Below are 15177 nucleotides of genomic sequence, written 5' to 3'. Positions count from 1 at the left end.
TTTTGTTAGTTTAAGTTTGTCCAATTAGCATCAGTCTGAGAATATATCTTTAATTTAGAGATGCTGGTATCATACCAAAGGGCACCATTAATAGGTGTTGTAGGCTCTGTAGCAGAGACTATAGCACTATTATAACCTCTTGTCTCAGTAATTATTTCGGAGCTTCCATAAAGCTTGAAATGGTTAATCTCACCAACACCAATCTCAAGCATAATATCATCTCCCTGCGAAGAAGTATGCGTAGCATTAGTATCTAGTGTTGAATCTTGACCATAACTGATTAACCTACCTGCAATATTTGAATTTGGTGATATACTTGTATTGGTATTAGCATATGTTGAATCAATCAGGTTTGTATCACCAAGGTCTATAGTAGAATAATAAATTGCTTTGCCCCAAGCATCTACTCCAATCCCTACACTTACTGGTAGCGTATTGTTTGCATCTTCTTTAAGTAGTTCAAAGTATGAGTCTCTATCTGGATCTGATGATAAATTAATTAACCTGCTTCTGATTACCTCTAGTAGAGTTTTAGTATTTTGTTGTTTAAGCAAATCTGATTGGATTTTAGTATAGTAGTTCATCATAGTAAATGCACCAGCAACAATACCAGTTATAATGATTGCAATCATTGCTTCGACTAAAAAATATCCTTTGCGCATTAGCTGAACATACCTGTTCTGCTAGCATCTATAAAACCTTTTTGTATAATAATTTGTGTTAGCACGACTGTGTAGTATTCTATAAATACAGCAAATGCCATCATGAAAATTGACATTATAGTAATCAGTCTAAAAAACTTTGTGCTTAATTTTAATGCATCAGTTCTAGCTCTATCACTTATCTCTATCATCACAGAACCTACTTGTTTTGAAGATCCAACACCTGTTAGAAGACCTTTTTCTATATCATCATATAGATGAGAGTGTAAGATTAACTTACCATTGTATTTTATATTATCTAAGGTACTTTTTATTGCTTTTTTAAATTTTGTAACTGATGTAGTAGAAATGGCAGTACTCATTGACTTTTGAAAAGAAATACCACTTTGAAGCATCTCTCCTAGCATACTAAAAAGCATAAATTTTTCAAATTTCATAACAATTGATGATGTTAATGGAAGAATTAAAGCTAGCTGCTTAGAAATTGCTTGCATATTTTTTGATTGACCAAAGAGAGAACCTAATAGAATAAAAAAGTAACTAGCAAGTACTACAAGTATTATAAACAGCACATCTGTCATTGTTTGCGCAAGTTGCAGGTGATTTTCTACCAAGTCTCTTACTAGTTTATTATATCCTGCAACTTCTTTCATTTGATACGGAACAGCAAAAAACTTTACTCCAAGCACAATGAGCGCTGCAATGCTAAAGTAAATTACTGGAAGTGTAGTTTTTTCATTCGATTCTCTTTCAAACTCATCTTTAACTTCAATATAGTGTAAAATTTTTTCTAAAGCAGCTTTAAAATCAGTACCTTTTTCAGCCATATTGATAAAATTAATTATATCAGCTGAACAAATCTTATGTATAGATAATGCTTGAGAAAGGGTATGTCCATTTTTTATATCAGTGTAAATTTTTTTAAATACTTTTTTTTCTTTTTTTGTATTAGAAGTAGTAGAAAGAAGTTGCATGCCACTTGATATACTTTTCCCATTTTTGATAGTAAAATGAAGTGTTTTAAGCATAGTGTATATATTAATCTTCATCTACATATCCTAAGGAGAATAACTCTGATGACAGTGATTCATAGTCACATAGACCTTGCTCATAAAGGTACTGAGCAGATTGGTAGTAACTAAAAGTAATTAGTTGGTCCCATGCTTGCAAAACAGTGCTATTTTTAAGTGCCATATAAAATGTATATCTAGTTTTCATATCTGGTGGTATAAATACGATATCCGTAAGCAATACTCTACTGTTGTAACCACTGAAATTACACTTTATACATCCTCTTTTGTTAAAGCCAAAATCATCTGATTTAAAATACTTTTTTCCAATTTCATCTGTTGATTGTGTCTTACATGTACATAGTTTTGGAACAAGCCTTTGAGCAATTACTCCACTAAGAGAGTATGCTAATATAAAAAGGTCACCACCTTCATCTCTGATACGCTCTAGAGCCATATATGAGTTTGTAGTGTGAAGAGTAGAGTAGACCATATGTCCACTATGCGAAGCTTTGAGAGCAATTTCAATACTTAATTTATCTCTCATCTCTCCAATTACAATAACATCTGGATCTTGACGCATTATAGACTTCATAGCAGTGTCAAAATTAAATCCAACAGCTTCATTCACTTGATATTGAGTAATAAAGTCTATTTTATACTCAATAGGGTCTTCAATTGTATAAATAACTTCATGTAGTCTGTCTCGTTGTGTGAGTATAGCATTTAGAGTTGTCGTTTTACCGCTACCAGTAGGACCAACAGCTAAGAAAAAACCATTTTTTTGATTTATGTAGCGAAAAATATGCTCACTCATAGGATGATCTTTTGGAAATAGTTGTTCAAGTGATTTAAGATTATTTGATTTATCGAGTATACGAATAACAATATTTTCACCAAAGTGTGATGGTGCTATCTCAATACGAAAATCTACATTGTCAATGCCGATATTTTCTGTAAATCCACCACTTTTTGGTGATTTTACATCTATAAGATCTATTCTTGCTTTTTCTTTTAGTATAAGAGAGAATCTGTCAGCTAAATCTTTATTTAAAAGATATTTTGCATTAATTTTCCCATTTTCTCTATATCTAAGCCATGAGAATTCTTCATAAGCATTTATATGAATATCGCTTATATTGTTTCTTACAGCATGTTTCAATATCATTCTTAATAATTCTAATATTTCAGTATCATCAGAATCAAATGCATTAAATTGTTTAATTTTTTTTTCAATTATATCAGGGTCTATGCTAAGAATTGCATCGAATTTTTCATTAAATTCTCTTACTGGAATTGAAGTCTGGATTATTTTTTTATGTAGTTGAGATTCTAGTTCTTTTAATCTATTGGGACCTAGTAGTTCTTTACACTCTATATAAAAGTTTTTTTCATCTTCATTTATGATTATTATTTCATATTTTTTTAGTAATTCTAAACTGTATTGAGCTTTTTTCTCTTTTTTCTTTATAAAATTATGTTCTATAGCTATTTGTAAAATATTTTTTTTTATACCAATACGTTGATAGTAAGATTTTTCTTCTTTACATATCTCTATTTGTTTTGGAGTTAAGATTTTGTTTATATTCATAGTTGCTTTTTTTTAAATAATTATACCATTATATTTAACGAGATAGATAGAAATTTAAATAAGCTGTTGAGGCATCATGTGTCAGTTCATATTGATTTTGAGAATACGTAGTGTTTAAATCAATTAATACTTCATCACTTGTAGAATTTATAGCTGTAGTTGTAGTAAAATAAAATTCACTGCCATTTTGTGTCGCACGATATTGTGTGAAATTTTCAAGAGCCGGTGGTATAAAACTGCCTTTACCGCCGTCGAGCAAATATGGTGTAGAAGTATTACACTCTAATGTACTTAAAAGAGTTGCACTCGCTAGTGAACCATTGTTTTGTATGGGAAATACATTACTGTACTCTTTACATTGCAAAATTACTGATGTGATAATATTTAAGTGTGATTGAAACTGAGTCTTAATGTTTTGTTTTGAGATTGAGTCTATGTCTAGGTAGAAAGATGCAGTATATGCCATAACCCCTGAGAGGGCTATAGCGAGTAAGAGTTCAAGCAGAGAAAATGCTTGACGCAATTATTGAATCTTAGTTAAGAATACTAACTGTTGACCAGCACCAGTAGTAACATTGCTATCCCAACAGAAGAATGTATTGTTACCTTGTGCTGCGCCTAAACTTAGAGTAGTCCCTAAACTAGCTTCAACTGCAGTATACAGTATTACACCATTAGATGCTATATTATTAAGAGCATTACAGAAGTCTTGTCTATCAGAACCTGTAGCGTCACCATCTAGATTGTAAGTAAGAAACTGATCTTCAGTATCTGTATCTCCCTGAGTAGTAAGAAATGTACTATTAATATCTGATACACTAGTTGATACTCTCCAGCCATATGCTGACATATCTGGAACTCTAGCAGGTACAGAAGTAATAATACTTTGAGCTACAAGCAACTCTAAACCAGTTGAAGCATTTGCATCAACTGATGTAATTGCGTCAATACCAGTTTTTACATTATATAACTCAAGACCATTTTTCAGCTGTGCAGCTTGATCAAGAATAATAGCAACTTTAATCTGTTTTGCAGCTAAGCTTGTATCATAGTAGTTTTTGTAGTATGTGAAACCTACTGACGATAAAATTCCTAGCAAAATAATTGCAACTAACATCTCCATTAAAGAGATACCTTTTCTCATTCCGATTTTATTATGACTTCTTGTCATTTTACTTCCTTGTGTCATGTGTGTGTCCTTTTTTTTTCGTATCAAGATGTACCTATATCGGCAACTATTATTTTAACTTTAACAAGTATGGTCTAAATTTGATTAAAAATCCGTAGTCGTTATCTGTACACTCCTTTCCCACACACGCGGTCATTAGATTTACTTCATCGTTTTTGATGATGTTTAGTAGTCTTTTAAGTAGAATGTATGAATAACTATTGTGAATCTCACCGCGAACAACCATAAAACTGCTATCTGCCTCAGCGATAGCATCTATATTTAGTTCTTGTATAATTTCATTGTACTTAAAAACTTTTTCTTCAATTTCTGTAGCATTCGCATAAGCCACTATAGGTTTGCCAGCTATGCGTGTTAAATCGTATAGTGATTCAACATCTTTTTTCACAAGCTTATCTTTATATATGATGTCCAAATAAAAGAAGTAGCTTGATACACTTATTGTAATCAAAATGAGAATAAATAGAATAACTATATTATATTGTTTCATAACAGTACTCCACTTTCCCATTGAGATTGTCTTTATTTTTTACACTAGTTTTTTTAGGTAACATTCCTATAAACTGCTCAATCTCCGGTGCATTTACTTTTACGCATATATCTCCTTTATTGTATTCTACTTTCTCAAGAGTAGAATGTGATGATTTTGTTAGGTGTTCAATATTCTCAAGTATGTCAACTAAATCAACTTTTTCAAGAATTTTTTCAGACTGTTTAAATTTGCTTGTCACTATCTTTTTATACTGACTTTCCAAAGATGCTTTGTTTCCGCTATTTATTTTTGTATCTTGCATGTAGTAAAAACCACTATAGAAAATTGTTGTCGTTAAAAGAATTGTAAATCCAAGAGAGACAAAACCTGCTTTTGCTGCACGGCTAGTCTTGTCTAGGTTAAATGATACTAGCTTTACACCATCAGCATTATCAACAAAAGCTGTTTCATATCCTCTCTCCTGAGCAAACTCTTTTGGTTTATCAAGTATGTAGTCTATTATTCTTCTGTATTCACATACTACGCCTACATGTTTATAGTCCAGCTCGAAAATTACTACAGTTTTATTTTTGCATTCAGAAACTTTCTTTAAAATGTTCTCTTGGTTTATTTTGTCTTTTGGCAAGAACGCTATAAAGTTTATACATGTAGGTGATTTTCTAACGGATATTTTCATTGCCGGCGAGTCGAGATCATGCTTTGCTAATTCATATACACGATTACGTATAATATTGCTATTGTTAGTAGATTCAATACATCCTGCTGTAAAAATTGCCATGACTAGTCCATCACTTCATCACATACTTAATAACTCTAGGAGTTACTATGATGACCATTTCACTTTTAGACATTGATTTATATTCACTGCCCCCAAGTATGCGAGCTTCAGTAGCTGCTAAACCAGGTATTCCTTTATACCCTTTGTCGTTTTTGTGTCTAAATAGTCCTGAAATAACAATAGGTACACCAGGTTGTACTCTTATATTATTGCTAATGGTCTTAGTGCGAACTTTTGGTTGAGTATAAGATGTATCCCCTACACTAAAGTCACTATACCCAACAATATCGTTGACTATTAAATCTATGTTTGTAATAACAGTTCCATCCATGATATTAGAGTTTAGTGTAATTTGCAGACCGCTTTGTGCAGTTGCATTTTGAGTTGTTGTTTGTATGCCAGTATCTCCAACAGCAGTAGTTGTTAAGCCAGATATGTACTGCTCTGACTGACCATCAATAAGAGTTACGTCTGTTCCTGCTATTCCAAGAAGTTTTGGTTTTTGAATACTCTCAACAGTTCCAAACTTTGTTAACGCCTCTCCTATCATGGATGCGGAAAAATACTTATTATTAAGTAATGTACCAAATACTGCTGATGTTGCTACTGCCCCTGCCGCACCAAAAGTAGAAGAAGTAGTAGAAGTAAACTCCAAGTTTCTTGCTCCTGTTGGTATCAGACTCCAGTCTATACCTAGGTTGTAGTTATCATTAAGGGCTACATCATAAATAGCTATGTCATACTCTATAACATAAAGGTTGTTTCTAAGTATTGTAAGATACTTCATTATATCTTGATACTCTTTTTCCCTTGCAGAAAATGTAACAGTTGAAGTTACGTTATCTAATACAACATTAAGTGCACCAAGAGTAGATAGTGTGCCTTTTAGTTGTGATGCTAGTTCAGTTATAGATGGTATTTTAAGAGTGACAGTTTTTACATAACCAAGGTAATATGTTCCATCATCATAGTTAATGCTAAGTTTTTCACCAACGGTCTTTTGTAGTAGTTTTCCAAATCCAATATTTGATGCTGATAAGAAAACATTAGCCGTACCTGTTTCTCTATTTCCAACATCTAAATTGGTGTCATTTGTTGTATTGTTTTGATATCTATTGTTTTGATATCTATTGTTTGTATTATTTTGATATCTATTGTTTGTATTGTTTGTATTGTTTGTATATTGATTGTTAATTCCTGATTGAGCTACTGGAGATTGAGTCTGAAATATTATATCTTGATTTGTAGCTTCACTAAGTAATGCAATTACATCATCAAGTGGCGCACCAAGAATTTTTATACGTTTTATCTGCTCGTTATCTGGAATTATATTTTCACTAACCTGAAAGTTTTCAGCACTAACTTCTATAACCTTTATAGCAGACTCTTGCGGCACTTGCTTTGTTAAATCATTGAATTCTTGCTTTAACTCTTTTTTTAGCACTTCTTTTTTATATTCATTAGAGCAACCATACATAAAAAGTGTTACTACAAATAAGATAAATAAATTAGTTTTACTTAACATTATTATTGCGCTCTTGATTATTGTACTCAGGTGTTCTTGAACTAAAGTATATTGTTTGTGGAGAATTGTATCCATCTTTTAAAATTATGAAGTTACTAGAGAGAGTAAGAACCTTTACTACTTTTTCTCCAATATACACTGAGTCTTTTTGTTTTAAGACGATATTTTTTCCATTTATTTTTACTAGAGCGAATTTCCCTTTGTTGCTCTCTATAAAACCGAAGTAATTTATTTTTATGTCTGTTCTTTTTATTTCAGGTTTCTGCTTCTGGATAATAACCTTCACCGAAGGTTCTATAGGCTTTTGAGCCTGTATGTCTGTAAAAAAAGGATTGTATGATGCATAAATAAACATAGGCATAATAATCAAAGTAATGAATATCTTTTGCATACACAAATCCCTTTTTTGCTAATTGTTTTAAATTAAAGCAATTATTGTGCCAAAAAAAGTGAAAGCGTAAAAAATGCAGGTTTTTAAGAAGAGAAAATAATGTTGAAATTTTTTAGTGAATTTAATTTTTTTACACTCTCTTTTGCCAAAAATAAACTATTTTTTGATGTAACTGTCAAGTTTTTGTCACTTAACTCAAACATAAAGTCAATATTTCTAGGTTTATGAGATAAAAGTGCAATGCTCAGTGATAAAAGGTAACTAAGTCCATTTAGTTCATCTTTGCTAGGAAGTAATTCCTTATACTTTTCTACATGTAGAGATGATGGGAATCTTTTTTTTGCATATTTTGCAAGGGTTGAAATAAGCGTTATCTGCTTATGTGTAAATCCAAACTCCAGAGCGTCTTGTATAAGAAAATAGCTGTGTCTGTTCTGTGAATAAAAGTGCATACTAGAGCCACTTATACAAAGTTTTGCAGCTATTGCTAGCTCATAGCGGTATTTTATATCTATGCCAAGTTTTTTGTGCGTTATATCAAATAATTGTTTTGAGAGCTTGCTTAGTTGATTGGAGTAAGCTGAATCATCCACATGTGAGTCAAGGATTTGTCTTACGGAGGTGTTGTAGTTAATCGGAAATTTGTCTTTTGAATTTCTAAGTAAATCAGCTAGATAAACCCCTTCTCTTAAGCCTACACCGCTTGTTATTAAATTATCTACTTTGAATTTGTTTAGAACCCTGTCTAGAATTAAAGCACCTGGTTTTATGGTGTCAAATCTTGCACTTTTAATCCCTAGTTTTTTTAATCCATTTTCATCAGATTTTAAAATTTTTGTTAAAAATTTACTAAATTCACTATAGTATGACTCATAAGCATGTAATTTTTTCATAGGGTATTTGTTATTGTTCATAAGAGCAAGTGAAATTGCCCTGAATGTTCCGCCAATTCCGATTATAGTTGATATATCAATATTATCAAGTTGCTTTAACTGCAAATCTATAAGCTCTTTTGCACCACTTATCTCATTGTTGTCAAAAAAAAGTTCTTTGAGCCTTACAGTTCCTAGGTTGAGTGATATATTGTTGGCTATATCATTTTTAGATATTATTGAAAATTCAGTTGATCCGCCACCAATATCTATACTTAAGGCTCTATCTTGTTGTGGTAATAAGTTTGCACAGGCAATGGCTCCTAGGTAAGACTCTCTTTGCCCATCAATTATTTTTATTTTTAGCCCAAGATTATGTCTGGCTTTATGTAAGAACTCTTTTTTATTCGGAGCATCTCTAAGTGCCGATGTTGCTACACACAGAGTTTTTCTTGCTTTAAATGAGGATATGATTGTTAAAAAGTTTTCAAGAGCATAAAGGGTTCTTTGCATAGCTTTTTCTTGAAGAATCCCATCATTTTGGTAGGCATTTTCAGATATTCTAACCCTGCTTTTTTCCTCATGAAGTATACGAAATGCAAAACGAGAAGTTTTTTCATAGACTACCATTCTAACTGAGTTAGAACCTATGTCTATGACTGCTACTCGTTGTGCCATAAATGCTCTTCTACTCTTCTAGTTGGAGGTTTTTGTACTTAAACTGAAGCTCAGCGATTGACTCTACATTATCTTTGTCTGGTATGATACAGTCAACAGGACAAACAGAAATACATGCAGGCTCATCATATATATTCACACACTCTGTACAGCGATCTGGATCAATATAGTATATAGGATCTCCTTCTTCAATCGCTTCTGTAGGGCACTCTTCTCGGCATGCATCGCACGCAATACACTCGTCATTTATAATTAAAGCCATTAGTTCACCTTGTAATTTAGAAGTTCATCTTGAAATATATGTTTTGATATATTTTTTGGTGTTCGATTTATAGCAAAATAAAGCTTTATTATTTTTTAAATTTTAATATTCTATTGACTTTAGGGTAAAGTACAAGAAAGTTTTGAACTTAGGTTTAAAGAAGCAATCGTTCCATTTGTCCCATCTGTTCTATTTTTTATGCTAATATTTGCTCCAAGGGCATCCGCAGCACTTTTAGCTAGAAAAAGACCCAGCCCAACTCCTTGTTTATTCCCTTGTCTTTTGAACGGTGCATATAGGTCAACGCTTTCATCTACTCCGCACCCCTCGTCAATGACTTCAATAAGTAACCCATACTTATTTAATGAACTTTGTAGCGTAACTTTGCCATCCTTAGGTGTGAATTTTAGTGCATTTTGCAAAAAGTTTTGAACTATTTGGTTCAGCAAGCCTACTTGAAGCATTGCAGTAAAACCACTGGGTTCAAAGTTCATTTGTAACTCTTTACCTTCATTTTCAGCTAGAAGTTTAAAATCATCAGCTTTTTTCGACAGAATAGCGATAACATCCACTTCTTGAGGTTTATCGAGTTGCATACCCTCTTGTCTGCCTATGTTTAGTATATTTGAAACTATGTTGTTCATCTCATCAATAGTTTTATTTGTAACTCGCAGAGCTTCTATATACTCATCAGGAGAGCGTTTTTTTAATAAGGTTACTTGATTTTTTAATTTAATGACAGCTAGCGGGGTCTTTAGCTCGTGAGCAGTACCTATAAAAAGTTCTTTTTGATACTTGACAAAATTTTGAATTCTTAAGATAAGATGATTAATTGTAGCACCTAGAGATTCAAACTCTTCAGGAAGGTTCTCGGTCTTTATCGGTCTTATTAGATGCTCATTCATATCTGAGAGTTTATTACTAAGAGCTTTGATTGGACTTACCAACATTTTAGAAAGTGTTATTGAATATACTACTGCAAGTAAAAAACCTGCAATATTTATTATAAAAATATAATGAAGAATTTTATCCAGCAGTTTTTTTGTTCCTGAAATATCCTTTGTTATTTTTAGATAACTTAAGTCATCTAAATTAAAAGGGTAAATAAGGGTAAGGTAGGTCTTGTCTATTTTGCTAGTTTGATATAAATCTTCTTCAATATGTGATTTTTTAAGTTGTACAATTTCTACATCTAACCCAAGATATAAATCCGGTATCAAAGGGGTTACTGAGTCATATAGTGATTTATTATGTGCAATATTTTTTGCATATTTCACAATCTCCTGATACTTCTCTTCTAAAATAGAATTTTCTATATAAAAATATAAAAAAGATGAAAATATAAGTATAAGAGATGCTAGAGAGAAAATTAATTTTATTAGAAAAACTTTTCTAATACTTTTTTTTGAAAACATTTTTGCCCAATTTATAAGTGATATATGTAAGTATAGCAAATTAGTTTAAAACTAATATGTTTATGCAAAATGGTGAAGTTTTTAAGGGAAGCATTTTTTTATAATGTGGAGAAAAGGAGTGAACTCCTTTTCTTATTAAAATTAGTTGATTTCTTTTGGAAAACAGAAACGGTATCCACGACGACGAACAGTTTCAATTGTAGTTATTCCTAATGGTTTGTCCATTTTTTGACGAATTTGGTTGATAGCAACTTCAATAACGTTTGGAGTAACAAGCTCTGGCTCTTCCCAAATCGCGTCTAGTAATTGCTCTTTAGAAACAATTTGATCACGGTGACGAGCTAGGTGAGTAAGAACTTCAAAAGGTTTACCTTTAAGCTCTATATCTTGCTCTTTGTAAGTAATTTTTTCTTCTTCTGGGTTGATAACTAAATCGTCTATTGAAATTATATTACTTCCTCCAAAACGAAGACGAGCTTCAATACGAGCAATAAGAACATCAAAATCGAATGGCTTTCTAATATAATCATCAGCACCGCTTCTTAATGCTTCAATTTCACTCTCGTTGTCATCTCTTGCAGATAAAACTATTACAGTAGTTTTTGGAGTCTTTGTTTTTATGTCACCTATAATATCTACAGAGTTTCCATCAGGAAGCATCCAGTCCATTAATACTAAATCGTAGTTTCTGATATCTAAGTAATATTCACCGTCTTTAAGTGTTTCAACAACATCGCTTTGGTAGCCAAATTCTTTTAATCCTTCAGCAAGCATTTTGTTTAATGTAACTTCATCTTCTATAATAAGAATGCGCATTATTTATGTCCTATATTTGAATATTTTGGCGGAATGATATCATAATTTTAGAAAACTTTAAAGAAAAATTCAATTTTCTTTAATAAAATTTTAACTTATAATTAAGATTGAGATTTATAATGATTGCCTACACTGACCTTGCAGTCGGGTAAAATCGAAGGTTTTGTTATCTTTATTTTTATGTTATTTATGGAGTTGTATTCTTTAATTAACTTTAAATTTAAGCTATTTAAAGCATCTTCTATAAGAAAAAATTCACTTTTTGTCATGTTTTCTTTGACAATTTGTACTATGTCTGCATAATTTATAAAGCCATTTTCATAGTTATAATTAATAGTCAAATTAACTATTACATCTTGCTTTTTAATTCTTTCAAAATCTAAAATTCCAATAATGCATTGGAACTTTAAATCTTCTACATGTATAGTCATTAAACTACTCTTTTTTCTTCACCTTTAATTAGACGAATAATATTTGGAATATGTTTATAAAAGAGAATAAATCCTATTAAAACAACAGGAGCGTGTGCCATCTCTGGGTGAAGAACAAAGCTAGCAGCTATTAGAGCAGCTAACGCAGTAAGTGAAGAGAGAGAAGAGATTCTTATAACTTTTGCACCAACTGCCCAAACCATAAGTGCAATTATTGTCTCGACAGGAAGCATAAACATCATTACACCCATCCCCGTTGCAACACCTTTTCCACCTTCAAAGTTAAGGTAAGGACTAAAGCAGTGACCTATTACTGCTAATACTGATATCCCCCAAAGTGTTGCTTCACTAACACCAAAAAAGTATGCTACAGCTAAAACTAAAACACCTTTAAGAGCATCAAGCGCTAAAGTTGCAGCACCTAGTTTTTTTGCTAAAACAGGGTTACTCTCTTTTACAACTCTTAAAACATTAGTAGCACCAATGCTCCCTGAGCCACTAGATTTAATATCTACTCCGGCAAACTTTTTTGCTAAAAGCAGACCAAAAGGGATTCCCCCGACTAAATAAGCTGCTATAAAAAACTGCACATTTGTGTTAAATAAAAAATCCATTAATTACCTTGTAAATTATTTTTGACATTTTACTTGATATATCATAACAAGCATATAAAATAGATTTTAATTATTTGTTTTTTTAGCTATACTTTAAAGAATATTTTTAAATAGGAATAAACGATGGTAAAAACTTTTATGAAATTTTTTAAGGCACTTAACTCTTCTCAGACACCATGGCAAATGTCGCTTGCTTTATCTTTGGGTATGGCTATGGGACTTACACCATATAGTGGTCTTCAGACAATAATCTTGATATTTATTGTTTTGGTAGTTAATATACATATAGGTCTTTTCCTAATTTCATCTGCTTTTTTCGCAGGTATAGGGTATATGTTTGATCCATACTTTGAGCAACTAGGTTATTCTTTACTAAATATGCAAGCGCTTGATGGGGTGTTTACAGCTGCGTATAACTCAGCACTTCTTCGTTTGACATACTTTAACAACACTATTGTTTTAGGCTCAAATATTATTGCGTTTATATTTGTGTTGCCAATGTTTTTTGTTTTAAACAGAGTCGTATACATTTACAGAGATAAAATTGCTTCTAAGTTGCAACAATACACAATTCTTAGAAAACTTGGCATCTCAGTAAGTGATAAAAAAGACAAATTCTTTAGAGTATCTGGAATAGGTCTATTTTTAATTCTTGGTGGTGTTGTAGTAGTATTTAATATTTTGTTTTTTGATGCACTGCTAAAATATGCCATTGAAGAAAATTTCACAAAAACTCTCAAGAAAAAAGTAACTATTGAGAATTTGGATGTGTCATTTACAGAGGGAAAAATCAATATAGACAACCTACATGTAGCAGATGATAAAAAAGCAGTAGTGAGCACTAAAAACATAAATGTTGATATAGATTTAAATCAACTTCTTTTTAAGCGTTATCATATTGAAAGTATAAATGTCTCAGGAATGGCTTTCAACAAAGAGGTGAAACCTGAACTTCTATATATTGCTCCTCAAGAAGCATCACCAGAATCAGCCCAACAAATAAAAGAAAAAAAGAGTGAAGATGTATTTAAAATCCCATCTCTCTCATTGGAAGACCCTAAGGCTTTAATAGCAAGAATGGGACTAAGTTCACTGGGTAGTTTTGATGCTACAAAAGAAAAAATTAGCGCAATTAATACAAAATATAAAAACATAATAGAAAATGATTTTTCCAAAGATGAGTTGACTAAGATAAGCAGTGAGATTAAAGATATACAAGAGAGATTAAAATCAAAAGATATTAGCTCAATGCTTCAACTAAAAGAAGATGTCTCTGCATTAAACAAAAAAATAAAAGACAAAAAAGAGCTTTTAAACAAAACTAAAAAAGAGTTTTCCCAAGATAAAAATAGCATACAACAAGATTATAAAGATTTGACTAAAGGTGCTGCAAAGGATTACAATAATTTAAAATCACAATACACTTTTGATTCAGAGGGTGGTGTAAATATTGTCGGTGTACTGTTTGGCGATAAACTAAAAACTTATTTAGGCAGTTTTTTAAAGTACTATGAAATAGCAAAGCCATATCTTAAAAGTGGTCCTAAAAAAATAGAACAACCTATTCCACCTCGTGGCGAGGGACGATGGGTGGCTTTTAAATACACAATCCCAACTGTTGATTTTTTAATCAAAAGTACAAATATTAGTGGCGAGCTTCAAAAGCAAGATTTCAAATTGGCAGTAAAAGACATAAGTTCAAATCAAAAGTTGTTAAAGGCTCCAATGACATTTTTGTTTAGCAGTGATGGGGATGAGTTAAAAGGCTTGGTAGCAAAAGGTGAAGATAATCATCTAAAAGAACATGTCAAAACTACATCGAGTTTTTCACTTGTTCAGGGTGTTTTAGAAAATACAGATATGAGTTTCATGAATTTAGAGAAGGCAAAATACAGTTTTAAGGGAGAATTAAATGCAGATGACTATATTAATTTAAACGCTCAGACAAAAATTCTGTTTTCTAATGTATCTCTTAGTTTGAAACAAACTGACAGTAAATTAATGAAAAGTCTTGCTGCTGTTGTAAGTAAAATTGATAACTTTGATTTGGATGTTAAACTAAATGGATCAGTTGAAAACCCTGAGGTGTCTGTAAAATCAAATCTGGATAAAAAACTCTCTAGCGTTTTTTCAAGTGTTTTTGAAAATGAGGTTAAAAAGTACCAAAGTGAGCTGAAGGACTTGATTGATACTCAAGTAAAAAGTAAGTTAAACGAGTTGAAAATTGGACAAGATGGTCTCGGCGATATAGATAAATTGCTAAACACTCAAGGTCTTGGACTTGAAAATATGCTCTCAGGTACAAATAAAATTGAAGATACTATTAAAAACAAGGCAGGTGACGGGCTTAAAGATAAGGCAAAAAATTTATTTAAGGGTTTTTAATAACCCCTTAACCTGCCATATACTTTTTTGTCATTTAATAAAGAGGTTTGATGCTTAAGTCCTTT

At 31.7% G+C, this 15177-nt stretch carries 16 protein-coding genes; 1 reads left to right on the top strand and 15 read right to left on the bottom strand.

Annotation, left to right across the window (positions count from 1 at the left end; genetic code table 11):
- Positions 1-5 precede the first annotated feature (5 nt).
- The 15 genes from HUE88_RS09160 to plsY form a co-directional block, all read right to left on the bottom strand.
- On the bottom strand, positions 6-662 hold the full coding sequence (locus HUE88_RS09160) for a type II secretion system protein (RefSeq protein WP_194368407.1): 657 nt from the start codon (positions 660-662) through the stop codon (positions 6-8).
- A complete protein-coding gene (locus HUE88_RS09155; protein ID WP_194368406.1) occupies positions 662-1711 on the bottom strand; it encodes a type II secretion system F family protein in 1050 nt (349 codons plus the stop codon). The genes HUE88_RS09160 and HUE88_RS09155 overlap by 1 nt, the downstream gene beginning before the upstream one ends.
- Positions 1701-3263 (bottom strand): GspE/PulE family protein, encoded by a 1563-nt coding sequence (locus tag HUE88_RS09150; RefSeq protein WP_194368405.1) that lies wholly within the window; start codon positions 3261-3263, stop codon positions 1701-1703. The genes HUE88_RS09155 and HUE88_RS09150 overlap by 11 nt, the downstream gene beginning before the upstream one ends.
- A gap of 34 nt (positions 3264-3297) precedes the next feature.
- Positions 3298-3786: a prepilin-type N-terminal cleavage/methylation domain-containing protein gene (locus HUE88_RS09145; RefSeq protein ID WP_194368404.1), complete on the bottom strand. Its 489-nt coding sequence runs from the start codon at positions 3784-3786 to the stop codon at positions 3298-3300.
- Positions 3787-4434 carry a type II secretion system protein gene (locus HUE88_RS09140; RefSeq protein WP_194368403.1) on the bottom strand — a complete coding sequence of 216 codons (648 nt, stop codon included), beginning with the start codon at positions 4432-4434 and terminating at the stop codon, positions 3787-3789. It abuts the gene before it with no gap.
- Between the two features lie 67 nt (positions 4435-4501).
- Entirely contained in the window at positions 4502-4840 is a 339-nt protein-coding gene (locus tag HUE88_RS09135) for a hypothetical protein (protein ID WP_194368402.1), read from the bottom strand.
- 88 nt (positions 4841-4928) lie between these two features.
- Positions 4929-5723, bottom strand: a complete 795-nt coding sequence (locus HUE88_RS09130) for a hypothetical protein (RefSeq protein ID WP_194368401.1) — start codon at positions 5721-5723, stop codon at positions 4929-4931.
- Between the two features lie 10 nt (positions 5724-5733).
- Entirely contained in the window at positions 5734-7248 is a 1515-nt protein-coding gene (locus HUE88_RS09125; RefSeq protein WP_194368400.1) for a type II secretion system protein GspD, read from the bottom strand.
- Complete coding sequence (locus HUE88_RS09120; protein ID WP_194368399.1) at positions 7238-7639, bottom strand: hypothetical protein; 402 nt, start codon at positions 7637-7639, stop codon at positions 7238-7240. Before HUE88_RS09120 ends, HUE88_RS09125 begins: the two co-directional genes overlap by 11 nt.
- Before the next feature lie 83 nt (positions 7640-7722).
- Entirely contained in the window at positions 7723-9189 is a 1467-nt protein-coding gene (locus tag HUE88_RS09115) for a Ppx/GppA phosphatase family protein (protein WP_194368398.1), read from the bottom strand.
- Positions 9190-9199: 10 nt separating this feature from the next.
- Entirely contained in the window at positions 9200-9451 is a 252-nt protein-coding gene (locus HUE88_RS09110; RefSeq protein ID WP_194368397.1) for a YfhL family 4Fe-4S dicluster ferredoxin, read from the bottom strand.
- Positions 9452-9570: 119 nt separating this feature from the next.
- Complete coding sequence (locus HUE88_RS09105) at positions 9571-10866, bottom strand: sensor histidine kinase (RefSeq protein WP_194368396.1); 1296 nt, start codon at positions 10864-10866, stop codon at positions 9571-9573.
- A 141-nt stretch (positions 10867-11007) separates the two neighbouring features.
- A complete protein-coding gene (hsrA, locus tag HUE88_RS09100; protein ID WP_194368395.1) occupies positions 11008-11682 on the bottom strand; it encodes a homeostatic response regulator transcription factor HsrA in 675 nt (224 codons plus the stop codon).
- Between the two features lie 101 nt (positions 11683-11783).
- Entirely contained in the window at positions 11784-12113 is a 330-nt protein-coding gene (locus tag HUE88_RS09095; protein WP_194368394.1) for a dihydroneopterin aldolase, read from the bottom strand.
- On the bottom strand, positions 12113-12727 hold the full coding sequence (plsY, locus tag HUE88_RS09090; RefSeq protein WP_194368393.1) for a glycerol-3-phosphate 1-O-acyltransferase PlsY: 615 nt from the start codon (positions 12725-12727) through the stop codon (positions 12113-12115). The genes HUE88_RS09095 and plsY overlap by 1 nt, the downstream gene beginning before the upstream one ends.
- Positions 12728-12850: 123 nt before the next feature.
- Between plsY and HUE88_RS09085 the strand changes: the two genes are divergently transcribed.
- On the top strand, positions 12851-15112 hold the full coding sequence (locus HUE88_RS09085; RefSeq protein ID WP_194368392.1) for a TIGR03545 family protein: 2262 nt from the start codon (positions 12851-12853) through the stop codon (positions 15110-15112).
- Positions 15113-15177 lie beyond the last annotated feature (65 nt).

Origin of the sequence: Candidatus Sulfurimonas baltica, assembly GCF_015265455.1 — a bacterium.
Taxonomy (GTDB): Bacteria; Campylobacterota; Campylobacteria; order Campylobacterales; family Sulfurimonadaceae; genus Sulfurimonas; species Sulfurimonas baltica.
The sequence above is the reverse complement of the archived record's forward strand: the minus strand, read 5'-3'. Positions and strand labels throughout refer to the sequence as shown.